This window comes from Acidipila rosea, assembly GCF_004339725.1.
GTDB lineage: Bacteria > Acidobacteriota > Terriglobia > Terriglobales > Acidobacteriaceae > Acidipila > Acidipila rosea.
Map to the genome: position 1 here is coordinate 1,126,659 of NZ_SMGK01000002.1, position 20,479 is coordinate 1,147,137.

35 protein-coding genes are annotated in these 20,479 nt (G+C 57.6%); all 35 read right to left on the minus strand.

The features are described from left to right. Positions 1 to 25: 25 nt before the first annotated feature. A complete protein-coding gene (locus tag C7378_RS09800; protein WP_165876731.1) occupies positions 26 to 670 on the minus strand; it encodes a lysophospholipid acyltransferase family protein in 645 nt (214 codons plus the stop codon). A 45-nt stretch (positions 671 to 715) separates the two neighbouring features. After that, positions 716 to 1,966, minus strand: a complete 1,251-nt coding sequence (locus C7378_RS09805) for an ABC transporter permease (protein WP_131995361.1) — start codon at positions 1,964 to 1,966, stop codon at positions 716 to 718. Beyond that, positions 1,959 to 2,861 (minus strand): ABC transporter ATP-binding protein, encoded by a 903-nt coding sequence (locus C7378_RS09810; protein ID WP_131995760.1) that lies wholly within the window; start codon positions 2,859 to 2,861, stop codon positions 1,959 to 1,961. The genes C7378_RS09805 and C7378_RS09810 overlap by 8 nt, the downstream gene beginning before the upstream one ends. Before the next feature lie 116 nt (positions 2,862 to 2,977). After that, complete coding sequence (rplQ, locus tag C7378_RS09815; protein ID WP_131995364.1) at positions 2,978 to 3,460, minus strand: 50S ribosomal protein L17; 483 nt, start codon at positions 3,458 to 3,460, stop codon at positions 2,978 to 2,980. A gap of 73 nt (positions 3,461 to 3,533) precedes the next feature. Then, on the minus strand, positions 3,534 to 4,637 hold the full coding sequence (locus C7378_RS09820) for a DNA-directed RNA polymerase subunit alpha (protein WP_131995367.1): 1,104 nt from the start codon (positions 4,635 to 4,637) through the stop codon (positions 3,534 to 3,536). A gap of 162 nt (positions 4,638 to 4,799) precedes the next feature. Further along, positions 4,800 to 5,429, minus strand: a complete 630-nt coding sequence (gene rpsD / locus C7378_RS09825) for a 30S ribosomal protein S4 (RefSeq protein WP_131995370.1) — start codon at positions 5,427 to 5,429, stop codon at positions 4,800 to 4,802. A gap of 108 nt (positions 5,430 to 5,537) precedes the next feature. Beyond that, positions 5,538 to 5,957 carry a 30S ribosomal protein S11 gene (gene rpsK / locus C7378_RS09830; protein WP_131995373.1) on the minus strand — a complete coding sequence of 140 codons (420 nt, stop codon included), beginning with the start codon at positions 5,955 to 5,957 and terminating at the stop codon, positions 5,538 to 5,540. 1 nt (position 5,958) lies between these two features. Further along, positions 5,959 to 6,345 (minus strand): 30S ribosomal protein S13, encoded by a 387-nt coding sequence (rpsM, locus tag C7378_RS09835; RefSeq protein ID WP_131995376.1) that lies wholly within the window; start codon positions 6,343 to 6,345, stop codon positions 5,959 to 5,961. A gap of 152 nt (positions 6,346 to 6,497) precedes the next feature. Beyond that, the gene (rpmJ, locus tag C7378_RS09840) at positions 6,498 to 6,611 is read right to left on the minus strand and encodes a 50S ribosomal protein L36 (protein WP_013581269.1); all 114 of its coding nucleotides are present in this window, start codon (positions 6,609 to 6,611) and stop codon (positions 6,498 to 6,500) included. 130 nt (positions 6,612 to 6,741) lie between these two features. After that, positions 6,742 to 6,960, minus strand: coding sequence for a translation initiation factor IF-1 (gene infA / locus C7378_RS09845; protein WP_131995379.1), 219 nt, complete (start codon positions 6,958 to 6,960; stop codon positions 6,742 to 6,744). A 51-nt stretch (positions 6,961 to 7,011) separates the two neighbouring features. Beyond that, entirely contained in the window at positions 7,012 to 7,764 is a 753-nt protein-coding gene (gene map, locus C7378_RS09850; protein WP_131995382.1) for a type I methionyl aminopeptidase, read from the minus strand. Between the two features lie 10 nt (positions 7,765 to 7,774). After that, positions 7,775 to 8,482 (minus strand): adenylate kinase, encoded by a 708-nt coding sequence (locus tag C7378_RS09855; RefSeq protein ID WP_131995385.1) that lies wholly within the window; start codon positions 8,480 to 8,482, stop codon positions 7,775 to 7,777. A 15-nt stretch (positions 8,483 to 8,497) separates the two neighbouring features. Further along, a complete protein-coding gene (gene secY / locus C7378_RS09860) occupies positions 8,498 to 9,895 on the minus strand; it encodes a preprotein translocase subunit SecY (RefSeq protein ID WP_131995388.1) in 1,398 nt (465 codons plus the stop codon). Between the two features lie 67 nt (positions 9,896 to 9,962). After that, the gene (gene rplO, locus C7378_RS09865; RefSeq protein WP_131995391.1) at positions 9,963 to 10,403 is read right to left on the minus strand and encodes a 50S ribosomal protein L15; all 441 of its coding nucleotides are present in this window, start codon (positions 10,401 to 10,403) and stop codon (positions 9,963 to 9,965) included. Between the two features lie 94 nt (positions 10,404 to 10,497). Further along, on the minus strand, positions 10,498 to 10,686 hold the full coding sequence (gene rpmD, locus C7378_RS09870; RefSeq protein WP_131995394.1) for a 50S ribosomal protein L30: 189 nt from the start codon (positions 10,684 to 10,686) through the stop codon (positions 10,498 to 10,500). Between the two features lie 2 nt (positions 10,687 to 10,688). After that, the gene (rpsE, locus tag C7378_RS09875) at positions 10,689 to 11,198 is read right to left on the minus strand and encodes a 30S ribosomal protein S5 (RefSeq protein WP_131995397.1); all 510 of its coding nucleotides are present in this window, start codon (positions 11,196 to 11,198) and stop codon (positions 10,689 to 10,691) included. A gap of 45 nt (positions 11,199 to 11,243) precedes the next feature. Continuing rightward, positions 11,244 to 11,600 carry a 50S ribosomal protein L18 gene (gene rplR, locus C7378_RS09880; RefSeq protein WP_131995400.1) on the minus strand — a complete coding sequence of 119 codons (357 nt, stop codon included), beginning with the start codon at positions 11,598 to 11,600 and terminating at the stop codon, positions 11,244 to 11,246. A gap of 45 nt (positions 11,601 to 11,645) precedes the next feature. Beyond that, the gene (gene rplF / locus C7378_RS09885) at positions 11,646 to 12,185 is read right to left on the minus strand and encodes a 50S ribosomal protein L6 (RefSeq protein WP_131995403.1); all 540 of its coding nucleotides are present in this window, start codon (positions 12,183 to 12,185) and stop codon (positions 11,646 to 11,648) included. A gap of 145 nt (positions 12,186 to 12,330) precedes the next feature. Then, the gene (gene rpsH / locus C7378_RS09890; protein WP_131995406.1) at positions 12,331 to 12,729 is read right to left on the minus strand and encodes a 30S ribosomal protein S8; all 399 of its coding nucleotides are present in this window, start codon (positions 12,727 to 12,729) and stop codon (positions 12,331 to 12,333) included. Positions 12,730 to 12,863: 134 nt separating this feature from the next. Further along, positions 12,864 to 13,049 carry a type Z 30S ribosomal protein S14 gene (locus C7378_RS09895; RefSeq protein WP_131995409.1) on the minus strand — a complete coding sequence of 62 codons (186 nt, stop codon included), beginning with the start codon at positions 13,047 to 13,049 and terminating at the stop codon, positions 12,864 to 12,866. A 21-nt stretch (positions 13,050 to 13,070) separates the two neighbouring features. Further along, complete coding sequence (gene rplE, locus C7378_RS09900; protein WP_131995412.1) at positions 13,071 to 13,622, minus strand: 50S ribosomal protein L5; 552 nt, start codon at positions 13,620 to 13,622, stop codon at positions 13,071 to 13,073. 85 nt (positions 13,623 to 13,707) lie between these two features. Further along, positions 13,708 to 14,037, minus strand: coding sequence for a 50S ribosomal protein L24 (gene rplX / locus C7378_RS09905; protein WP_243648167.1), 330 nt, complete (start codon positions 14,035 to 14,037; stop codon positions 13,708 to 13,710). A gap of 36 nt (positions 14,038 to 14,073) precedes the next feature. Then, positions 14,074 to 14,445: a 50S ribosomal protein L14 gene (gene rplN, locus C7378_RS09910; protein ID WP_131995415.1), complete on the minus strand. Its 372-nt coding sequence runs from the start codon at positions 14,443 to 14,445 to the stop codon at positions 14,074 to 14,076. A gap of 36 nt (positions 14,446 to 14,481) precedes the next feature. Next, positions 14,482 to 14,805: a 30S ribosomal protein S17 gene (rpsQ, locus tag C7378_RS09915; RefSeq protein WP_131995418.1), complete on the minus strand. Its 324-nt coding sequence runs from the start codon at positions 14,803 to 14,805 to the stop codon at positions 14,482 to 14,484. A 3-nt stretch (positions 14,806 to 14,808) separates the two neighbouring features. Further along, positions 14,809 to 15,075 (minus strand): 50S ribosomal protein L29, encoded by a 267-nt coding sequence (gene rpmC, locus C7378_RS09920; RefSeq protein WP_131995421.1) that lies wholly within the window; start codon positions 15,073 to 15,075, stop codon positions 14,809 to 14,811. 75 nt (positions 15,076 to 15,150) lie between these two features. Then, positions 15,151 to 15,585, minus strand: coding sequence for a 50S ribosomal protein L16 (gene rplP / locus C7378_RS09925; protein ID WP_131995424.1), 435 nt, complete (start codon positions 15,583 to 15,585; stop codon positions 15,151 to 15,153). Positions 15,586 to 15,677: 92 nt separating this feature from the next. After that, a complete protein-coding gene (gene rpsC / locus C7378_RS09930) occupies positions 15,678 to 16,349 on the minus strand; it encodes a 30S ribosomal protein S3 (protein ID WP_131995427.1) in 672 nt (223 codons plus the stop codon). Positions 16,350 to 16,372: 23 nt separating this feature from the next. After that, positions 16,373 to 16,873 carry a 50S ribosomal protein L22 gene (rplV, locus tag C7378_RS09935; RefSeq protein ID WP_131995430.1) on the minus strand — a complete coding sequence of 167 codons (501 nt, stop codon included), beginning with the start codon at positions 16,871 to 16,873 and terminating at the stop codon, positions 16,373 to 16,375. Positions 16,874 to 16,907: 34 nt separating this feature from the next. Further along, positions 16,908 to 17,195 (minus strand): 30S ribosomal protein S19, encoded by a 288-nt coding sequence (rpsS, locus tag C7378_RS09940; protein ID WP_131995433.1) that lies wholly within the window; start codon positions 17,193 to 17,195, stop codon positions 16,908 to 16,910. Positions 17,196 to 17,221: 26 nt separating this feature from the next. Next, on the minus strand, positions 17,222 to 18,046 hold the full coding sequence (rplB, locus tag C7378_RS09945) for a 50S ribosomal protein L2 (protein ID WP_131995436.1): 825 nt from the start codon (positions 18,044 to 18,046) through the stop codon (positions 17,222 to 17,224). Between the two features lie 99 nt (positions 18,047 to 18,145). Then, positions 18,146 to 18,439 carry a 50S ribosomal protein L23 gene (locus C7378_RS09950; RefSeq protein WP_131995439.1) on the minus strand — a complete coding sequence of 98 codons (294 nt, stop codon included), beginning with the start codon at positions 18,437 to 18,439 and terminating at the stop codon, positions 18,146 to 18,148. Next, on the minus strand, positions 18,439 to 19,119 hold the full coding sequence (rplD, locus tag C7378_RS09955) for a 50S ribosomal protein L4 (RefSeq protein ID WP_131995442.1): 681 nt from the start codon (positions 19,117 to 19,119) through the stop codon (positions 18,439 to 18,441). The genes C7378_RS09950 and rplD overlap by 1 nt, the downstream gene beginning before the upstream one ends. 80 nt (positions 19,120 to 19,199) lie before the next feature. After that, positions 19,200 to 19,940, minus strand: a complete 741-nt coding sequence (gene rplC / locus C7378_RS09960; protein ID WP_131995445.1) for a 50S ribosomal protein L3 — start codon at positions 19,938 to 19,940, stop codon at positions 19,200 to 19,202. Positions 19,941 to 19,997: 57 nt separating this feature from the next. Beyond that, positions 19,998 to 20,315 carry a 30S ribosomal protein S10 gene (gene rpsJ / locus C7378_RS09965; protein ID WP_131995448.1) on the minus strand — a complete coding sequence of 106 codons (318 nt, stop codon included), beginning with the start codon at positions 20,313 to 20,315 and terminating at the stop codon, positions 19,998 to 20,000. Between the two features lie 68 nt (positions 20,316 to 20,383). Next, on the minus strand, positions 20,384 to 20,479 hold a 96-nt coding region (locus tag C7378_RS09970), incomplete at its 5' end, for an EF-Tu C-terminal domain-related protein (RefSeq protein WP_131990475.1).

Consider the following 20,479-nt stretch of genomic DNA (forward strand, 5'->3'; position numbering starts at 1 on the left):
GATTCAGCCTTCTGCATGCAGGGACTTATTTGATTTTAGAGAAGTATCGCTCTGCATTCAGCCGTGCGCGTTCCAGCGCATCATTCAGCTCGATTCGCTTTTCTTCTATCGCTGTGTCATCCGCATCCGGCGACGGTGCGGCGACTTTGCGTGCCCAGCTCACGGCAACGCGGGAAAAGGGTTTAGGCACAAGAAACCTGTCCCAGGAGTTAAGCACCCACGCACGCTCCGGCAAAAGATAGAAGCTGCCTATGCTTTCTCCGGTCATCTGCGCCAGCTTCACCGGGCCTGGCTTGGTCTGGTAAATTGGCCCGCGAGGGCCGTCGGCGGTAAAGACCACGGGGTCGCCACCGGCTATCACCTCTTTGAGGGCTAGCAGCCCAGCCGCACCTCCCCGCGAACTGGAGCCGCGCACGCTGTTATAACCAAGCAGTCCAAGGGTGCGTGAGATCAGCTCGCCATCGAAGCTGCGGCTGATGATGATCGAGCAGCGAAACTTGCGAAAATACCAGCCACACGGCAGGGTCGAGCGATGCCAGAAGCAGTAGATGCCGCTCGTCGGCGGCTTCTCCGGTATTGCGCCTTCTTCCGCAATGACCTCAAAACGGAGCGTGCTGCCGACCAGCGCCATCAGCAAGGCAGTCAGGCGCGGGGCTATCGCCAGAACCAACCGTTGCGATAAGGAGAATTGACGCTCAGAAGACACCAGTTGATTCTAGCTGTAGCGTAACCAGCGGAGCATCTCCGGCAGTGTTGCTCTCTTGCCGTACATGAGGATGCCAACCCTGTAGATGCGGGCCGCAATCCAGATGGCCACCCAGATCGCCGCAACCATCAGGACAACAGAGAGCGCAAGTTGCCACATGGGCGGAGTCTGCGAACAAAGCCTCAGGTACATCACGATAGGCGTGCAGGGAGGAAAGAGCGACAGCCCAACGGAGAGTGCGGAGTTGGGGTTCGAGAGGATGTAGCTCATCATGATGAGTCCAACCAGCAGGGGAGCCACGATGAAGAAGCTGAACTGCTGCACCTCCTGTTCGGAGCTGACGCTGGCGCCAAACCCAGCAGCAACCGCGCTGTAGAAGAAAAAGCCCAGTAAAAAATAGATTGCGAAAAAGCCCAGCTGCAGCGGCGTTATCCCGAAGGAAGCAAATCCATTGACGCCCGCCCGCGCCGCTATCGCAGATCCGCTATAGACGGCCAGCAGCAGGAACCATGCGCCTACCTGGGTCAGCCCCGCCGCTCCCACGCCAAGCAGCTTGCCCATCAGTAGCGACTCGGGGCGTGCCGTTGCCAGCAGCACTTCAAAGATGCGAGATGTCTTCTCCTCGATGACCGAGCGCGCCACATTCATTCCGTAGAAGACGACGACGAAGTAGAGCATCATGATCATCACGTAGGCGCCGATAAAGCTCTTGCTCGCATCTGAAGTGATGATTGCGCCGTTCTTCACCTGAGCTGTCTTCACGTCCACCTTGCGCAGCAGATCATCGACCTGATCCGCCGCCATGCCTCTAGCCGCCAGTTGCTGCCGCATCAGAGCCTGGCTGACGGCGTCCTGCAGGCGGGAGACGCTGAAGACGTCTGCAGACGTTCGCGAAGCATAGATCGCCTGTGGAACGCTTTTTCCCGGCTTCAGATCAAGCCACAGATAGCCATCCAGCGTGCGCGCGTCCACCTGCTTGACCAGTTCCTGTCGATCTGCCTCGGTGGCTGGCGCAACAACCATGACGCTCTCCGGGGGATTATCCCCCTTCTGCACCTGGGCCTTCACCGCAGCTGCCAGCCCGGCGTCATTCGACGCAATGGCCAGATGCTTCAAGCCTCCGCCCTTCGATGCAGCGAAGATGCTACCTGCCATGATGCCGCCCATGACCAGCGGGAGCAGAATCGTGGTAAGTAGAAATGCCTTGCTCCGAACCCGCTCCAGATACTCGCGTTTGGCGATCAGCAGTGCACTATGCATCGACCTTCTCCCCGACCGTCTTGATAAAAATCTCTTCAAGCGATGGCTCGACCAACTCAAACCTGAAGATCGTCGCGCGCTCCGCAGCACTTTTCAGCAGGTCCTGCGCATTTGCTCCTGGCTTCAGCTTGATCTCAGCCTGCCCTGCATATTCCTTGAAGCTCTCCACCGCAGGATGTCCAAGAAAATCACGGCCGCCCTCAAAGTGGATCAGGACACGGTTGCGCTCATAGCCCGACTTGACCTCACGCATCGTCCCGGCAAGCACCGCTTCGCCACGATGGACAAGGCAGATTGAGTCGCAAAGCTTCTCCACCTGGTCCATGCGGTGAGTGGAGAAAAGGATGGCTTTCCCCTGCTTCTTCAGGTCAAGCAGCGTGTCCTGCAGCAGGGACGCATTCACCGGATCGAGGCCCGAGAAAGGCTCGTCCATGATGATGAGCCCGGGATCATGCAGCAGCGTGGAGATGAATTGGATCTTCTGCTGCATGCCCTTGGACAGCTCCTGCGTCTTCTTGTCCGCAGCATCCATTATCTGCAGCCGGTCGCACCAGGCGCGGGCGCGCTGCTGCGCCGTCTCCGCCTTGAGGCCGTGCAGCTGTCCCATCAGCACCAGCTGGTCCATCACATTCATTTTCTTGTAAAGGCCGCGCTCTTCCGGCAGATAGCCTACTCTGGAGAGCTGGTCGCGCGAAAAAGGCCGATCGAAGAGATTCACTGTGCCGCTGTCCGGCAGCGTGATCCCGATCATCATGCGAATACTTGATGTCTTGCCTGCGCCATTTGGCCCAAGCAGGCCAAACATTGTGCCTGCCTCAATCTTCAGGCTCAGATCCTTGATCGCAACCTTCTGGTCGTAGCTCTTTGAAATACGGTCCAACTCAACAACAGGCATCATCCGTGCTCCGTTATCAGCAGATCAAGCTGACGCCATCATATGAGTAAGTCGTTTAGCTTCAAAGAAAAAACGCACCCGTTAGGGTGCGTTTTTAAAATGAAATGCTTGGATGATTAGCTGCTGACGTCTGTACCGTCGCCCGCAGACTGCTGCTGCTGCTCGGCCATAGCCTTATCCAGCTCTTCCCGACGCTTGGCGCGAATCTCTGCACGCTTCTGGCGCTTCTCGTCAAGCACCTGCTCTGCGCCCAGCAACTCGATGAAAGCCTTCTCTGCGCCGTCGCCCTTCTGGAATCCGGTGCGCACGATACGGAGGTAGCCACCATTGCGCTCGCCATAGCGGGGTGCAACGGTCTCGAAGAGGCGGGTGACTGCCTCACGAGTCTGCAGATAAGAAAGCGCCAGACGCCGTGCGTGCAGGTCGCCCTTCTTGCCGAGGGTGATCAGTTTTTCGACATGAGGACGCGCAGCCTTCGCCTTGGTGATGGTAGTCTCGACGCGGTCCTCCATAACAATGGACGTGACCAGGTTGCGCAGCAGTGCGCGGCGGTGGCTGGTGTTGCGTCCGAGTTTATATCCTGCATTGCGATGGCGCATGGCAAATCTCTCTCTAAATCGAAATCAAAATTGCGGGAGCAGACATCGACTGCCTACTCCCTGTTCCCTGCTTTTAGAAGTTCTCCGGCTCTGTCTGTGACGGCAGCTCTGCTTCATCCAGCATATCGTCTTCGTCATCGTCGTCGAAATTATTCGAGTAGCTGGCAGCCAGCGCAGCCGCCGGCAATATGCTCGTCGGTCCCGGAACAGCATTGCCGTGCTCGTCAATCTTCATGCCAAGCGAAAGGCCCATCTGCGCGAGAATTTCCTTGATCTCGTTCAGCGACTTGCGGCCAAAGTTCTTCGTCTTCAGCATCTCGGCTTCGGTCTTCTGCACCAGTTCGCCGATCGTCTGGATGTTTGCGTTCTTCAGGCAGTTGTAGCTGCGAACACTTAATTCCAGCTCTTCCACCGAACGGTTCAGATTGTCGTTCCGCAGCTGCATACGTCCGTCATCTGCGTGACCATCAGCTTCCATCTCTTCTTCGAAGTTGATGAAGATGCTCATGTGGTCTTTCAGCAGCTTGGCCGCAAGACCGATCGCATCCGCCGGCAACACCGTGCCATTGGTCCAGACTTCGAGCGTCAGCTTGTCATAATCGGTGATCTGGCCAAGACGCGCAGCGTCAACCGCGTAATTCACCTTGCGCACCGGCGAGTGGACAGAATCGACCGGAATAAAACCAATACCCAGATCGCCGTCGAAATTCTTGTCCGCAGAGACATAGCCGCGTCCGCGCTTCAGGCGCATTTCCATGTCGAGCTTGCCGCCTTCGCTCACCGTGGCGACATAGACGTCCTTGTCGAGAATCTCCACGTCACCATCGGCCTCGATCATCCCTGAGGTCACAATGCCGGGCTGGTCCGCGCGCAGATAAAGCGCCTTCGGGCCGTCGCCGCTCAGCTTAAACGGAATCTGTTTCAGGTTGAGGATGATGTCAGTCGCGTCTTCTACAACGCCGGTGATCGACTGGAACTCGTGCAGCACGCCTTCAATCTTGACTGCTGTGACCGCCGCGCCTTCAATCGAGGAAAGCAGCGTGCGACGCAGCGCATTGCCGATGGTGGTGCCAAAGCCGCGCTCAAAAGGCTGTGCGCTGAACTTGCCATACTTTTCGGTCAGAGTTTCGGTATCGACCGCAAGCCGTTTCGGTTTTTGAAAACCTCTCCAAAGCATCTTGTATCTCCCTGCGCAGCGAACGCCGCGAAGCATTCTGCAACGGCTGCGCGCTTTCTCCATTGTCGACCTGCCGGATACCTGATATCCCGCAGGCTGATGTCGATTTAACGTCTCGCGACGGCGTACATGGGTGGCGGCATCGCCACCACCCAATCCCGTTTACTTCGAGTAGAGTTCGACGATCAGCTGCTCGTTGACCGGCAGGTTGACGTCTTCGCGCCGTGGCAGCGCCAGAACCTTACCTGAAAGATTCGCATGATCGACCGAAAGCCATGCCGGAGCAGGCTGGTGGCTGGCAAACTCACGCGAGGACTCGACCACCGTCAGCTTTGCGCTGTTCGGACGGATCTTGATTTCATCACCCACGCTCACCTGGAACGAAGGAATGTTCACCTTGCGGCCATTGACCTCGATGTGTCCATGACGGACAATCTGCCGGGCCTGACGGCGCGAACTCGCGTATCCCAGGCGGTAAGCCACATTGTCCAGACGACGCTCGAGCTGCTGCAGCAGCAGCTCGCCTGTGACGCCTGGGGCGCGCGATGCCTTCTCGTAATAAGCGCGGAACTGGCCTTCGAGGGCAAAGTAGATGCGCTTTGCCTTCTGCTTCTCGCGAAGCTGCAGGCCGTAGCCCACGATCTTCGCCTTGCGATCGCGGCCGTGCTGGCCGGGAGCAAAATTACGCTTCTCAATCGCGCACTTATCGGTAAAGCAACGTGTGCCCTTGAGGAAAAGCTTCATGCCTTCGCGACGGCAAAGGCGGCATACTGCACCTGTATAACGTGCCACTTCTTAATCTCCCTGCCCGGAACTATGCTCCAGGCCTCTATTGCAGAGGACGACCGGTTTACACGCAGAGCGCTTCTTCCCGGTCCTCGATCAAACCACTAACTACCCTTACACCCTGCGGCGCTTGGGCGGACGGCAGCCGTTATGCGGAATCGGCGTAACGTCACGGATGGAGCGGACATCAAGACCGGCCGCTGCCAGCGCACGCACTGCTGATTCGCGTCCGGAACCGGGACCGCTTACCCGCACATCTACCGAGCGGAGACCGTGGTCACGCGCCTGGTTAGCTGCATTCACCGCAGCCTGCTGAGCTGCGAACGGTGTACCTTTACGCGATCCACGAAAACCGAGCGACCCCGAGCTCTTCCACGACAAGGTGTTGCCCTGACCATCGGTGATGGTCACAATCGTATTATTGAACGTCGCCTGAACGTAAACCAGACCGTAAGGGACATTCTTGCGTTCGCGCTTCTTGAATTTCTTATTCTTGGCGGCCTTTCCGGCCGCGCCCTGCTGTGCCTTTGCCATTTTAGGTCTTCCCCGTCGCCTTCTTCTTGCCTGCTACCGTACCCTTGCGCGGTCCCTTGCGAGTACGCGCATTTGTGTGCGTCCGTTGCCCGCGTGTGGGCAGGCCGCGCCGGTGGCGAAGTCCGCGGTAGGACTGAATGTCAATCAGCCGCTTGATGTGCATCGAGACATCCTTGCGCAGGTCGCCTTCGACCTGGCCTTCCTGCTCGATGACCTGGCGGATGCGATTGACCTCATCCTCTCCAAGATCCTGAATCTTCTTGAACGGATCGACGTCCGCCGCAGCAAGAATGCGCAGCGACCGCGGATTACCGATACCGAAGATGTAAGTGAGCGCGATCCGGGCCTGCTTGTTGCGGGGCAGATCGACGCCAGCAATACGTGCCATGCTCTTCCTTCACTCTTGTCCGGGGAAGCTTCGCCACCCGGACGGGTTAGGCCGCTGAATCAATCGCGGCAGGTTCCTGCGGGTCGAGAGGTTCATCGCAAGCCTCTTTTCGGCTAACTCGCCCCTCGCCGGCTTTTGTCTCTACGCCAGGCTTAACCCTGGCGCTGCTTATGCTTCGCGTTCTCGCAGATCACACGCACCACCCCGCGGCGGTGAATGACCTTGCACTTGTCACAAATCTTCTTGACTGATGCACGAACCTTCATTGATAAAGCTCCCAGCTACTAGCTCCTGGCTATTAGCTATCCTCGATTCGCGCCCCGAAGCTGCTTCACTTCACGGCGCTACCTGCATACCATCAATCCGGCCAGGAGCTGGAGACTGATGGCTAAAAACTTATTTGTACCTGTAGACGATCCGCCCGCGGGTCAAATCGTAAGGGCTCAACTCGATTGCTACCCTGTCGCCCGGAAGGATACGAATGAAATTCTTCCTCATGCGCCCGGAGACGTGAGCCAGCACCTGGTGCTTATTCTCAAGCTCCACCTTGAACATCGCATTGGGCAACGTCTCGACAACCGTTGCCATTACCTCAATCGCATCTTCCTTCGACAATCCGTATCCTGATTCTGCCTGGCCTTCAGCCTGGCTCGTTTCCTGCGACCCTTACTGCGTCAGCACAAGTGCGCCATCGTCCGTCACCGCAATCGTGTGCTCGAAATGTGCACTCAAACTTCCGTCTTCCGTGACCGCCGTCCATCCGTCCTTGAGCACCTGTACACCAGCGCCGCCTGCATTCACCATCGGCTCGATGCACAGTACCATGCCGGTCCGCAGCTTCAATCCCTGCCCGCGCCGGCCATAGTTTGGAACCTGAGGATCTTCATGCAGGCGCGTACCAATCCCGTGACCCACGAACTCCCGAACAACGCTGAAGCCTTCCGCCTCAACCACTTCCTGCACCGCCGCTCCTACATCTCCAAGCGTCGCGCCGGCTTTGACGGCACGAATCCCGCTCTCAAGCGAGGCCTCCGTAACATCCAGCAACCGCTTCGCCGAGGTGCTCAGCTTGTCGCCCACAGGCACCGTAATGGCCGAGTCGCCATAAAAACCCTCAATCACAACCCCAGTATCGATCGAGACGATATCGCCCTCGCGCAACGATCTGCCTGCCGATGGAATCCCGTGGACGACCTCCTGATTCACCGAGGTACACAGCACACACGGATAACCGCGATATCCCTTGAATGCGGGAATCGCGCCCATCTCTTTCATCTTTGCCGCAGCTGCTGCCTCAAGATCGAGTGTCGTCGCGCCGGGCTTTACAAACCCGCGCACATACTCAAGAATCTCACGAACAGCCTTTCCGCTGCGCCGCATCTTCTCAATCTCCTGCGGCGACTTGATCACGATTGCCATTGAGCCCGGCTTACCCTCTTAGGCGCTTAACTGCCGCCAGAATTCCCGCTGTTACATCACCAATTGGCCGGGCTCCATCTACCTGCCCAAATCTACCCATCGCACGATAATGCTCCACGACAGGCTCGGTCAGATTCTCATATGCCCGCATGCGCTCGGCAAAGACCGCTTCAGTATCATCTGGACGACGGATCAATAAAGCTCCATCCAGATCACAATGTTCAGCTACCTTTGGGGGCTGCAGGTATGTGTTGTAGATACTTCCACAGACCGGACAGGTGCGTCGCCCGGTAATGCGACGCAAAAGTTCAGTATATCCGACCTGGATGCTCACGGCAACGACAGGCAGGCTCTCCGCTACAGCAGCAAGTGTCTGGTCAAGCCATTTCGCCTGGCCGATTGTCCGCGGAAATCCATCCAAAATATATCCGCGAACCGTGTCCGGCTCCTTCAGCCGGGTGGCTACCAGTTCCTGCACCAGCTCATCAGAAACCAGCTTTCCCGCATCCATCAACGCCTTGGCCTGCGCACCGACTGTAGTTGCAGCCTTCGCCGGGTCCGAGCGCAAAGCCCGCAGAATATCCCCGGTTGAAATATGAGGAATCGCCCACTGCGAGGCCAGCTCTTTAGCCTGTGTACCCTTACCTACGCCCGGCGCCCCGAGGAGTAGAATCGGCCCCGGAATGACGACCGTAGCGGATGCTGCTTCGATATCCATCGCCGGGTGCGCCACTTACCAGGACCGCCTTCCGCGGACCCGGCCACTGCGTGGCGAGAAGCCTTCATAGTGGCGCATGATCAGCTGCGATTCGACCTGGTTGATCGTATCCATGGCAACGCCCACGACAATCAGAAGCGAAGTGCCACCGAAGTAGAAATTGAAACCTAGACCATTCGTGACCCACAACGGCAACTTCTCAAACAGCGGTCCCACAAGAGCCAGATGGTTCAGGTGGATACCGGAGATGAGAATCTGCGGTATCAGTGAAATAACGATCAGGTAGATTGCGCCAACCAAGGTGATACGCGTGAGGATGTCATTCACGTAATCCGAGGTGCGCTTACCTGGGCGAATCCCCGGGATGAAGCCGCCATACTTTCTCATATTGTCGGCAATGTCGTCCGGCCGAAAAACAATCGAGATATAGAAGTAGGCGAAGAAAACAATCGCGACGATGTACAGGAGCTCGTACCATGGCTCACCGGCACGCAGTGCATCGAAAATCCGGGTGAGCGCCGCGCTATTGCGAACGAAAGATGCTTGCGAAAAGAGCAGAGGAGCCGAAAGCACCGATGCCGCGAAGATGACCGGCATAACACCGCCGGAGTTGACCTTGAGGGGCAGATGGGTCGACTGGCCGCCCATCAGGCGGCGCCCCACAATGCGCTTTGCATACTGGACAGGAATACGCCGCTCGCTGCGCTCGACGTAGACGATAAAGGCGACAACAGCGATCATCGCAACTACCAGGATGATTAGCGCAGGCACGGTAAAGGCGCCAAACTTCTGGGTCCGTGCCGTATCCACCAGCTCTGCAATCCCGTGGGGCAGGCCCACAACAATGCCGGCGAAGATCAGCAGGCTCATGCCATTTCCGATGCCGCGATCGGTAATCTGTTCACCCAGCCACATGACGAAAGTCGTGCCGGCCGTAAGGGTGATGACCGTCATCAGAACAAATCCGATTCCGGGATTCAATACATACTGAATGCCGCCCGACCCATGCGACAGAGTCAAGGCAATTGCCGTCGACTGAACGACGCCGAGAATGACCGTGACGTAGCGTGTCCACTGAGTGATCTTGCGGCGGCCCAGTTCGCCCTCCTTCTGGAGGCGCGCCAGCGGCTCATAGACCACGGTCAGCAGCTGAAAGATAATGGAGGCCGTAATGTACGGCATGATGCCCAGGGCGAAAATGGTCAGCCGACGCAACATGCCGCCACTGAAGAGATCCACCAAGCCTAGAGGGCTGCCGCTGTTTGCATTGAAAAACTGTTCCAGAGCCGTTGCGTTGACTCCCGGGGTGGGAATAAACGCGCCCAGGCGGTAAACAGCAAGCATGGCAAGGGTGAACAGGACGCGGTTCCGCAGGTCGGGAACGCGGAAGATATTGGCGATCTTCTCAAACATACTTTTGTAATTCCAGACTGGGGCCGCAGTCGCTGCGGCCACCCTGTGTCTATCCTGACCGCCTCAGTTAGGCGACCAGGACCGCCTTGCCGCCGGCCTTTTCGATCTTCTCCTGCGCGGCCTTTGAAAACTTGTGCGCGTAAACAGTAATGGCCGCTGAGACTTCACCGTTGCCCAGCACCTTGAGAAGCTCATTGCGCTTCTTCAGCAGGCCCTTAGCGGTGAGGGTTTCGAGCGTCAGTTCGGTTTCACCCAGCTCAACCAGTCGGTCAAGGTTTACAACGGTGTATTCGGTCCGGAAGATGTTGGTGAAGCCACGCTTGGGGAGACGGCGATGAAGCGGCATCTGGCCGCCCTCGAAGCCGCGCATCAGGCTGGAGCCTGAACGCGAACCCTGTCCCTTGTGTCCACGGGTCGAAGTCTTTCCATGACCCGATCCCATACCGCGGCCTACACGCTTGCGGTTCCTGTTCGCCTTCTTTGGCGCCCTGAGATTCGATAAATTCATTGCTTTCCTCGCTCAACGCCGGTGGCAATTACGCCTTTCCGACTCGCTTATGGAGAATCATTATCATATGGTAATGATTCTCGGGTAATAATAGTTATTCGACGATACGTACCAGATGCGGAATAGCCTTGACCATGCCCCGGATCGACGGCGTATCTTCCCGCTCAACAATCTGGTTTAGCCGGGTAAAGCCCAATCCCTGCACAACCTTCTTATGCTTCACGGGAGCCTGGATCTTCGAGCGGAAGTACTGGATCTTAATCGTTGCTTTGCTCTCTGCCATGACTATAGCTCCTCAACCTGCTTGCCGCGTGCTGCTGCGACTTCAGCCTTATCGCGCAACTGGACAAGGGCGTCAAAAGTCGCCTTGATCACATTGTGCGGGTTTGCGCTACCCAGGCTCTTGGTCAGAACATTCTGCACACCGGCCGAGGTCATCACGGCGCGAACCGCACCGCCGGCGATGACGCCTGTACCTTCAGGAGCCGGCTTGAGCAGCACCTGCCCAGACCCGAAGCGCCCGAGAACCTGATGGGGGATGGTCGTCGCGGTCAGGTTGATGCGAACAAGGTTTTTCTTGGCCGATTCGATACCCTTGCGGATCGCCTGCGGCACTTCCTTAGCCTTGCCCGAACCATAACCGACCACGCCCGCGCCCGGATCACCAACCACTACCAGCGCCGCGAACGACATATTCTTGCCGCCTTTGACTACCTTGGTGACGCGGTTGATGGCCACAACCTGATCTTTCAGGTTGAACTGACCGGCGTCCACTCTCTTCTTGATTGTTGCCATTCGCTTCCTGATTCCTTCCGGCGTCTCACGCCTGAAACTAAACCCTTAGAACTCAAGCCCTGCTTCACGTGCGGCATCCGCGAGAGCCTTGATGCGTCCGTGATAAAGATAACCGCCGCGATCGAAGACCACCTTCTTGATGCCCTTCTCCTGCGCACGCTCTGCGACCAGCTTGCCCACTTCTTTTGCAGCGGCGACGTTGCCGCCGGTCTTCATCTTGCCTGCCACAGTCGATGCCGAAGCCAGGGTGAATCCCTTGCTGTCATCGATCACCTGAGCGTAGATGTGGTTGAGCGAGCGATAAACGTTGAGACGCGGACGCTCCGCCGTTCCCGCCATCTTCTGACGTATGCGCGCATGCACGCGCTGGCGAATTTCATTTCTTTTCTTCTGTAAAATCATGGTCTTCCTTCCTAAAGGCGGAGCCGACCTACGGCCCCGTTCGGTTTACTTCGCGCCGGTCTTGCCGACCTTCTTCTTCAGCTTCTCATCAGAATACCGGACGCCCTTATTCTTGTAAGGATCTGGCTTGCGCAGCGAACGCATATCGGCGGCTACCTGGCCGACCTTCTGGCGATCGATGCCGCTGATGGTGACACGTGTCTGCTTCGGATCAATGGTTGCAGTGATACCGGTGGGCAATGCGAACTCGATCGGGTGGGAATAGCCGAGGGTAAACACAACCACATCCTTGCCCTTCAACTCAGCACGGTAACCAATGCCGACAATGTCGAGATCCTTTGACCAGCCCTTGGTTACACCTTCAACCGCATTGAAAACCAGTGCGCGGGTCAGACCGTGAATGGCAGCCTGGGAGTCGTTCTCACGAACGGCATGGATGTGGCCATCCTGCGTCTCCAGCTTGATGCCGGCAGGAATTACCTGCTGCACCTTGCCCTTGGGTCCCTCGACCACAATGGTGTTGCCCTGGACGGTATACTTCACTCCCGCCGGCAACGGAATCGGCTTCTTACCAATACGCGACATCTTTTAATCCTTAGCGGCTTGCGAGTCCCGGTTTGAGCCGTTCCACTGCAGCCTGTCTGCCTTGGCAGACCTGAATCCCTCACCACAGGTGAGGTCTAGAACTTGATTCACCCAGCTTGCAGCGCGAACCGCTGCAAGCCGGTAATTACCAGACTTCGCAGAGGATCTCGCCACCGACGCCTTCGCGGCGCGCCTGACGGCCAGTCATCACACCACGCGGAGTAGTAAGGATGCTGATGCCGAGACCACCCTGAACGCGCTTGATCTCATCGCGTCCAACATAAACGCGGCAACCGGGACGCGAAATGCGGGAAAGGTCACGAATTGCAGCCTCATTGGTAGCGCTGTATTTAAGATACACGCGAAGAACGGCGCGTCCGTTTTCCTCAGCAGCCTTGTAGCTGGCGATGTAGCCTTCTTCTTTAAGAATACGGGCAATCTCCGTCTTCAGCTTGGAGGCCGGAACATCCAGCTTCTGATGGCGGGCGCGGATCGCATTGCGGATGCGTGTCAGAAAATCTGCTACCGGATCGGTCAAACTCATTTGCTCTCCTTCATCCCCCGTTCGCTCTGCTCTTCAGAGAACCCGCGGGAATGTCTTGTGACCTAAGGCTATCCAGCCAGGTCTTGATTCGTTATGCGCTCCAGTGAGAAGCGGCTGCTTTGCGCTGCGCCGAGTTACCAGGAGGATTTGATAACGCCTGGAATCTCACCCTTGAGCGCCAGCTGGCGGAAGCACAGACGGCAGATGCCGAACTTGCGCAGGAAGGCGCGCGGACGACCGCACAGCTTGCAGCGGTTATGCTGACGGCACTTGAACTTTGGCTTGCGGGCGTCTTTCACCCTCTTTGCAGTCGTTGACATAATCTCTTTTTCCTTCTCCCGTTACGCGGTCTGGCGGAAAGGCATGCCGAACTGCTTGAGCAGCGCGCGCGCCTGGTTATCATCGCTGGCCGACGTAACGATGGTGATGTTCATGCCCTTGAGCTTCTCTACCTTTGAGTAGTCGATCTCGGGAAAGATGAGCTGGTCGCGCATGCCGAGGGTATAGTTGCCGCGGCCATCAAAGCTCTTGGTGGAGACGCCGCGGAAATCGCGGACACGGGGCAGAGCAACCGAGATCAGACGGTCCAAGAACTCATACATTGTATCGCCACGCAATGTGACCATGGCGCCGATCGGCATCCCCTCGCGGAGCTTAAAAGCAGCGATGGACTTCTTGGCGCGGGTGGTGACTGGCTTCTGACCGGCGATGGCCGCCAGATCTGCCGACAGCGGATCGAGCAGCTTGGAGTTCTGTGTGGCTTCACCGAGTCCCATGTTGAGGACTATCTTCTCGAGGCGAGGAACTGCCATCGGATTCTCAAGACCGAGCTCCTTCTGGAGTGCGCCCTTGATTTCCTTGTGATACTTCTCTTTGAGCCTTGCGACTGCCATTTCTCTTCTCTTTTCTTCTCCGGTCTCGGATTGGCCGGGGCCGTATACCGTTACGGAGGGGGTTCAATTGCGCCAGAGGCGCGGTTTACTTCTTCTTTGCTGCCAGAGTCTGGCCGCACTTCTTGCAGACGCGAACTTTGGTGTCACCCTCGAACTTGTGACCCACACGCGTCGGGCCGCAGCTCGAGCAGACCAGCATCACATTCGAGATGTGCACCGGAGCTTCCTGCTCGGCAATACCGCCCTTGATATTTTTCTGCGGGTTCGGGCGCACATTCTTCTTCACCACATGAACGTGCTCGACCAGTACGCGGTTCTCGTCGGGAATGACACGCAGAACGCGACCGCGCTTGCCCTTGTCGCCCCCTGCGATCACTTCGACAGTGTCATTTCGCTGAATATTCAAACTCGGCATAAGCCTTCCCTTATTCTCTGCTGCCTGGCTTCTCGTTTAGAGAACTTCCGGGGCGAGTGAAACAATCTTCAGAAACTTCTTCTCGCGCAATTCCCTGGCCACCGGCCCGAAGACGCGCGTCCCAACCGGCTCGCCGGCTTCGTTGATCAGCACCGCCGCATTGGAGTCAAAGCGGATGTAGGTGCCGTCGCGGCGACGGTATTCCTTGCGGGTACGAACGACTACCGCCTTGACGACCTTGCCCTTCTTAACCTGACCGTCGGGCGATGCTTCCTTAACAGCCGCGGTGATCACGTCACCCAGGCCAGCCTTCTTACCGCTCGAACCACCCAGCGGCAGGATCATCTGCAGCTTGCGGGCACCGGAATTATCCGCTACCTCAAGCATGGACCTCATCTGCACTGCCATCGTCGAATCTCCTTCAATCTTCCGCGTTTCGCAGCCTTAGCTGGCGACCGCTGCTTTCTCTTCAATCTGGGCAAGGGCCGAACGACGGACAATCTCTTCCAGGTTCCAGCGCTTCAGCTTGCTCAGCGGACGCGTCTCACGGATGCGAACCATATCCCCAACGCGGGCGGAGTTCTGCTCATCATGCGCGTAAAACTTCTTATTCGTCTTCATGACGCGCTTGTACTTCGGATGAGCCTTGCGCATTTCGACTTCGACCACGATGGTCTTCTGCATCTTGGTCGACACAACCTGACCGACCTTCTCATTACGGCGCGATTCAGGCTGCGCCTGCTGGGTTTGATTCTCTGCTGCGCTCATGGCTTAGCTGGACCCCTTCTTTAGCTTTTTCGCCTTCGCTGGCGGCGCGCTGGATTCCGCTTTGTGCTGGGCGCCGTGAAGTCCAAGCGCACGCTCGCGATTGATCGTCTGGATGCGGGCGATATCTTTCCTGAGCTCGCGCAGTTTCTTGACGCCTTCATTCTGGCCGAGTTTCATCTGAAAACGCAGGCGGAAGAGCTGCTCGGCGGTCTTACGCTCCTCGACCACCAGTTCGCCATCGCTCAGGTTACGAATCTTGTCTAGTTCCATCTCGTCTGAATCTTCTCTCCGGGACTGCCCGCCCTCAGGCGGCGTCTCCCAAATCTCAAATACCCAACTACCGTACTACTTGGCCGCTACCGTCGCCTTCACGGTGTGGCGCTGTACAAAACGTGTCTTCAAGGGAAGCTTGTGGGAAGCAAGTCTCATCGCTTCCTGAGCCATCTCCGGAGAGACGCCTTCCATCTCAAAGAGTAACTTACCCGGGCGAACAACTGCGACCCAGTGATCGGGAGCGCCCTTGCCCTTACCCATACGGGTTTCGGCCGGCTTCTTGGTTACCGGCTTGTCCGGAAACAGCCGCAGCCAGATCTTGCCGCCGCGCTTGATGAAGCGGGTCATAGCAATACGGCTCGCCTCGATCTGGCGGTCGGTAATGTAGCCGCACTCCATGACCTTGAGGCCGTAGTCGCCGAACGCCAGCTCCGAGCCGCGCCAGGCCTTACCCTTCATGCGTCCGCGCTGCTGCTTGCGGAACTTGACCTTCTTTGGCATCAACATAAGAAAAACCTCTGTACAACCAGTTATCTGTTCTCAGTAGACAGCTTGGAAGAGCTTCCGGCTTCGAAGACCGGCTGGAAGCCCGCAACGGCCTAGAATACCGACGTGCCGACCGCTGCCTGCGGCTCACGCCGCTTCTGCTGGTAGATGTCGCCGCGATAAATCCACGTCTTGACACCGATAATGCCGTACGTCGTGTGCGCCTCTGCAAAGCCGTAGTCGATGTCAGCGCGGAGGGTGTGCAGCGGCAGACGACCCTGCAGGTACCACTCGGAACGGGCGATCTCATTTCCGTTCAGGCGACCCGAAACGCGGACCTTGATGCCCTTGCAGCCGAAGCGGAGAGCTGAATCCACTGACTTACGCATGGCGCGGCGGAAACCGACACGCTTCTCCAACTGCAGGGCGATGCTCTCAGCAACCAACTGCGCATCAAGCTCAGGCTTGTTGACTTCGAGAATGTCGATAAAGACATCGCGGTTCGTGCGCTTCTGCAGCTCGAGCTTGAGCTTGTCGATCTCGGCACCCTTGCGGCCGATGATGATGCCAGGACGCGCAGTGCGAATGATGATGCGCAGCTTGTTGCCGGGGCGCTCGATCTCGACTGAGCTGACGCCGGCAGCCTTAAGCTTTTCCTTGAGCTCACGCTTCAGGTGAACATCTTCCACCAGGAGCTTATCGTAGTCGCGAACCACAAACCAGCGCGACTTCCACGGCTTATTGACGCCGAGCCGAAATCCGTAAGGATGGACTTTCTGTCCCATAAATTCCCCTTAACCTCTACCTGCTACTTAGCGGCCTTCGCCGTCTTCTTAGCTGCCGTCTTCTTGGCAGGCGCCTTCTTGACAGCTGCACGCTTGGTAGCGCGCTTCGTCGCGGGCTTCGATACCGATTCTCCGTCGGCGTTGGATGCGAGAGCTGCCTGCTTACGCTCAGCCACGGAGATGATGATGTGTGCGAGCCTGCGCTGATAGCGGAAGGCACGTCCCATCGGAGCGGGGCGGATACGCTTCATCCGCGGTCCCTCGTTCGCGATCGCCTGCTTGACATACAGGTTATCGATATCGACGTCGAGCCCCTGCTCATCGCTGAGGTAGTTGGCGTTCTGGAGCGCGGAACGGAGTACCTTCTCGACCATCGGGGCGCAGCCCTTCTTGGTGAAAGCCATCGTGTTCAGCGCGTCTTCGACGCGGCGGCCCTTGATCAGCTCGAGCACGAGCCTCGCCTTCTGCGGCGATACCCGCTGGAATCGCGCCTCTGCTCTGAATTCGCGTGTGTCTAGTTGCATTGGCTTGCCTTCTAATCTCTCGTCTGAAAAATCGTTACCGCGCCTTAGCCGACGACTCGGATGCCTTGGCCGAATGGCCCTTGAAAGTACGGGTCGCCGAGAACTCACCCAGCTTGTGCCCGACCATGTTCTCGGTCACATACACCGGCACGAACTTCTTGCCGTTGTGCACCGCAATCGTGTGCCCCACCATCTCCGGGTGGATCGTCGAACGGCGCGACCAGGTGCGAATCACCTTCTTGTCGTTCGCCTGGTTGAGCGCTTCCACTTTTACCATCAGGTGCCCGTCAATGAACGGACCCTTTTTTGTCGACCGTGCCATCAGAAATCCTCGTCTGCTGCTGTTTCTTACTTCGAACGGCGGTTCACGATGAACGTGTCAGTCCGCTTGTTGTTACGTGTCTTGTAGCCGCGTGTCGGCTGACCCCACGGGGTCACCGGATGACGTCCACCCGAAGTCTTGCCCTCACCACCGCCGTGCGGGTGATCGACCGGGTTCATCGAGACACCACGGTTGGTTGGCCGGATACCTTTCCAGCGGTTGCGTCCTGCCTTGCCAATGGACACATTCTCGTGATCCGTATTGCCCACCTGGCCAATGGTCGCCATGCACTCAACCAGTACGCGACGCGTCTCACCCGAAGGCAGCTTGAGAAGGGCGTAGTCGCCTTCCTTGGCCACCAGCTGGGCCGAAGCGCCAGCCGAGCGCACCATCTGCGCGCCCTTGCCGGGGCGAAGCTCGACATTGTGAACCGTGGTGCCGGCCGGAATATTCTTGAGCGGCAGTGCGTTGCCGATAAGAATGTCAGCTTCCGGACCGCTCATGATGGTCTGTCCGACCTTGAGACCCACTGGCTGAATGATATAGCGCTTCTCACCATCAGCGTAGCTGATCAGGGCAATGCGCGAGGAGCGGTTGGGGTCGTACTCGATGGTCGCCACTTTGCCCGGAACGCCATACTTTTCGCGCTTGAAGTCGATCAGGCGAAGCTGCTTCTTGTGACCGCCACCATGATGACGGATGGTCAGATCACCCGAGTTGCGTCGTCCGCCTGTGCGCTGCTTAACCACGAGCAGCGGCTTGTAGGGCCGGTCGGTCGTGATGTCATCGTTGACCAGCGAGGTCTTGAAGCGCAACGTCGGGGTGATCGGTCTATATGTCTTAATCGGCATCGTCTAAGCTCTTTGCTTCCAGCTGCTCCACTTGCACAGCTCGTTCTTATCTTGTCTAAGTCCTGAATCCGTTATGTCCCGAGTCAGGATCCGGGCTGGCTACAGGCTATCCACGTAGTCCGGCATCTTCTGGCCTGCCTGAAGCCGTACATACGCCTTCTTCCAGTCAGGACGATAGCCAGAGAACTTGCCCCGGCGACGCTCTTTACCCAGAACGTTTGCCGTGCGGACCGCGGAGACCTTTACCTTGAAGATCGTCTCCACCGCCTGCTTCACTTCCGTCTTGGTAGCTTTGGAGTTTACCTCGAAGACCAGAGTCCCTTCGGTTTCCTTCACTCCCATTCCCTTCTCAGTAATCAAGGGGCGGCGAATTACATCAAAAGTTGTTGGCATTAGGCCACCTCCGCATTCCGGGCCGCCAGCTTGCGCTTCGAGACCGTCTTCCTGAGTGACTCCTGCAGCTGCTCGAGAGCCGACCGGGAAAAGATCGCCCGCTCGTAGCGAAGCAGGTCATAAGGATGTACTTCGGTATTGAGCATCAGCTCAACGCCGCTCAGGTTCCTGGAGCCAAGCATCAGTTTCTCGCTCAGCGTCTGGCTATTCTCCACCAGCAGGATCGTCCGCTTTGCTTCCAGCTTGTCGAATGCCTGACGGTACAGCTTCGTCTTCGGCTCACTGAGGTCGAAAGACTCGACCACGATCAGCTTGCCATCTGCCAGCTTTGCAGCCAGCGCAGAGCGGAGTGCACCGAGCAGCTTCTTACGCGGGAAGGCGTAATCGTAGCTGCGGGGCTGCGGTCCGTGCACCGTGCCACCGTGGCGCCAGAGGGGCGAGCGAACCGAACCCACGCGGGCGCGGCCAGTTCCCTTCTGCTTCCACAGCTTCTTGCCGGAGCCCGAAACCAGCTTGCGATTTTTGGTCGCGGCCGTTCCCTGGCGCAAGGCTGCACGATAGTGCTTGACCGCCTCCCAGAGCAGCGCCTCGTTCACTTCACTCGGGGCGAAGATTTCGTCGGCCAGTTCAAAGGATCCGACTTTCTGTCCACCGAGATCGACTACATCAATGTTTGCCATCGTCTTCTCTTTCACGCTGCGGGTCAGAACCCGGCGTTCAAATCTCAATACCGCAGGTGTATGTGCCTGGGCGGTCTGCTTTACTTCTTCTTGCCTGAAGCCTTCTTAGAAGCCTTCAGAGGATCGACCGTGCCGGCTCCCGCAAATCCGCGACGCTCGCGCGGTGGCGCCTTGGCCTTCGAGATCATCACGTAACCATCCCGTGGACCCGGAACCGCACCCTCAACCATCAAGAGATTCTCTTCGAGGTCGATGCCGCGAATACGAAGGTTGCGAACCGTCACCCGATCGACGCCCATGTGACCAGGCATTCTCTGTCCAGGGAAGACACGCGAGGGGAACGATGAAGCTCCGATCGAGCCCTGCACCTGGAACATGTGACCGTGCGACTTGGGACCGCCACCGAAACCATGCCGGCGAACTACACCTGCAAAGCCGCGGCCCTTGCTTGTGCCGATTACGTCGACGTACTTCTCATCAGAGAAGATATCGACCAGCACGCGATCTCCCGCCTTGACTCCGTCCTGAGCAGCCTCGCCATCGGACTTCTTTGCCGTCTCGATGCCCACTTCCTTCATCATCTTGACAGGAGCAGCACTGCTCTTGGCGAAGTGCCCCGCCATCGGCTTGTTGACCTTGGACGACTTCACAAACTCAACGAGCCCGATCTGCGCGGCGTCATAGCCGTCGACAGCCAAAGTCTTCAACTGAGTGATTACACAAGGACCGGCCTGCAGGACGGTGATCGGGTGAACTTCACCCTTCTCGTCGAACACCTGCGTCATGCCGATCTTCTTGCCCAGAATTCCTGTTACTGACATCGTTCTCTCCCCATCATGCCTGCACCGTTTGCGCCGGCACTGAAGGCGTTAGCCTGTTTACTTCTCGAAAGCCTTGATTTCAACGTCGACACCCGCTGGGAGGTCGAGTTTCATCAGTGCATCCACCGTCTGCTGCGTCGGCTCAAGAATGTCGATCAGCCGCTTGTGCGTACGGATCTCGAAAGCCTCGCGCGACTTCTTATCAACGTGCGGCGAACGCAGTACGCAGTACTTGTTCTTGACCGTCGGCAGCGGAATCGGTCCGGCCACCTGCGCGCCAGTGCGCTTCGCGATGTCCACAATCTCGCCTGTTGACGTGTCAAGCACCCGGTAGTCGTATGCCTTAAGCCGAATGCGTATTCTCTGTCCTACCATCGCTATTCAATCTTTCTCGAGTGAGCGGGCCTGCCTTGAGGCCCACTCACCGGCTTACTTGCTTGTATTTACTTAATGATTTCAGTGATGGTGCCGGCGCCTACGGTGCGACCGCCTTCGCGGATTGCAAACCTCAGCCCCTTCTCCATCGCCACCGGGGTGTG

What these genes read in the sequence shown, in the direction of transcription:
- C7378_RS09805 (WP_131995361.1), bottom strand. Translation starts at nt 1,966, where the DNA reads ATGCATAGTGCACTGCTGATCGCCAAACGCGAGTATCTGGAGCGGGTT.
- C7378_RS09810 (WP_131995760.1), bottom strand. Translation starts at nt 2,861, where the DNA reads ATGCCTGTTGTTGAGTTGGACCGTATTTCAAAGAGCTACGACCAGAAG.
- rplQ (WP_131995364.1), bottom strand. Translation starts at nt 3,460, where the DNA reads ATGCGCCATCGCAATGCAGGATATAAACTCGGACGCAACACCAGCCAC.
- C7378_RS09820 (WP_131995367.1), bottom strand. Translation starts at nt 4,637, where the DNA reads ATGCTTTGGAGAGGTTTTCAAAAACCGAAACGGCTTGCGGTCGATACC.
- rpsK (WP_131995373.1), bottom strand. Translation starts at nt 5,957, where the DNA reads ATGGCAAAGGCACAGCAGGGCGCGGCCGGAAAGGCCGCCAAGAATAAG.
- rpsM (WP_131995376.1), bottom strand. Translation starts at nt 6,345, where the DNA reads ATGGCACGTATTGCTGGCGTCGATCTGCCCCGCAACAAGCAGGCCCGG.
- rpmJ (WP_013581269.1), bottom strand. Translation starts at nt 6,611, where the DNA reads ATGAAGGTTCGTGCATCAGTCAAGAAGATTTGTGACAAGTGCAAGGTC.
- map (WP_131995382.1), bottom strand. Translation starts at nt 7,764, where the DNA reads ATGGCAATCGTGATCAAGTCGCCGCAGGAGATTGAGAAGATGCGGCGC.
- C7378_RS09855 (WP_131995385.1), bottom strand. Translation starts at nt 8,482, where the DNA reads ATGGATATCGAAGCAGCATCCGCTACGGTCGTCATTCCGGGGCCGATT.
- secY (WP_131995388.1), bottom strand. Translation starts at nt 9,895, where the DNA reads ATGTTTGAGAAGATCGCCAATATCTTCCGCGTTCCCGACCTGCGGAAC.
- rplO (WP_131995391.1), bottom strand. Translation starts at nt 10,403, where the DNA reads ATGAATTTATCGAATCTCAGGGCGCCAAAGAAGGCGAACAGGAACCGC.
- rpmD (WP_131995394.1), bottom strand. Translation starts at nt 10,686, where the DNA reads ATGGCAGAGAGCAAAGCAACGATTAAGATCCAGTACTTCCGCTCGAAG.
- rpsE (WP_131995397.1), bottom strand. Translation starts at nt 11,198, where the DNA reads ATGGCAACAATCAAGAAGAGAGTGGACGCCGGTCAGTTCAACCTGAAA.
- rplR (WP_131995400.1), bottom strand. Translation starts at nt 11,600, where the DNA reads ATGATTTTACAGAAGAAAAGAAATGAAATTCGCCAGCGCGTGCATGCG.
- rplF (WP_131995403.1), bottom strand. Translation starts at nt 12,185, where the DNA reads ATGTCGCGTATTGGTAAGAAGCCGATTCCGTTGCCGGCGGGAGTGAAG.
- rpsH (WP_131995406.1), bottom strand. Translation starts at nt 12,729, where the DNA reads ATGAGTTTGACCGATCCGGTAGCAGATTTTCTGACACGCATCCGCAAT.
- C7378_RS09895 (WP_131995409.1), bottom strand. Translation starts at nt 13,049, where the DNA reads ATGTCAACGACTGCAAAGAGGGTGAAAGACGCCCGCAAGCCAAAGTTC.
- rplE (WP_131995412.1), bottom strand. Translation starts at nt 13,622, where the DNA reads ATGGCAGTCGCAAGGCTCAAAGAGAAGTATCACAAGGAAATCAAGGGC.
- rplX (WP_243648167.1), bottom strand. Translation starts at nt 14,037, where the DNA reads ATGCCGAGTTTGAATATTCAGCGAAATGACACTGTCGAAGTGATCGCA.
- rplN (WP_131995415.1), bottom strand. Translation starts at nt 14,445, where the DNA reads ATGGCAGTGCAGATGAGGTCCATGCTTGAGGTAGCGGATAATTCCGGT.
- rpsQ (WP_131995418.1), bottom strand. Translation starts at nt 14,805, where the DNA reads ATGAGCGCAGCAGAGAATCAAACCCAGCAGGCGCAGCCTGAATCGCGC.
- rpmC (WP_131995421.1), bottom strand. Translation starts at nt 15,075, where the DNA reads ATGGAACTAGACAAGATTCGTAACCTGAGCGATGGCGAACTGGTGGTC.
- rplP (WP_131995424.1), bottom strand. Translation starts at nt 15,585, where the DNA reads ATGTTGATGCCAAAGAAGGTCAAGTTCCGCAAGCAGCAGCGCGGACGC.
- rpsC (WP_131995427.1), bottom strand. Translation starts at nt 16,349, where the DNA reads ATGGGACAGAAAGTCCATCCTTACGGATTTCGGCTCGGCGTCAATAAG.
- rplV (WP_131995430.1), bottom strand. Translation starts at nt 16,873, where the DNA reads ATGCAACTAGACACACGCGAATTCAGAGCAGAGGCGCGATTCCAGCGG.
- rpsS (WP_131995433.1), bottom strand. Translation starts at nt 17,195, where the DNA reads ATGGCACGGTCGACAAAAAAGGGTCCGTTCATTGACGGGCACCTGATG.
- rplB (WP_131995436.1), bottom strand. Translation starts at nt 18,046, where the DNA reads ATGCCGATTAAGACATATAGACCGATCACCCCGACGTTGCGCTTCAAG.
- C7378_RS09950 (WP_131995439.1), bottom strand. Translation starts at nt 18,439, where the DNA reads ATGCCAACAACTTTTGATGTAATTCGCCGCCCCTTGATTACTGAGAAG.
- rplD (WP_131995442.1), bottom strand. Translation starts at nt 19,119, where the DNA reads ATGGCAAACATTGATGTAGTCGATCTCGGTGGACAGAAAGTCGGATCC.
- rplC (WP_131995445.1), bottom strand. Translation starts at nt 19,940, where the DNA reads ATGTCAGTAACAGGAATTCTGGGCAAGAAGATCGGCATGACGCAGGTG.
- rpsJ (WP_131995448.1), bottom strand. Translation starts at nt 20,315, where the DNA reads ATGGTAGGACAGAGAATACGCATTCGGCTTAAGGCATACGACTACCGG.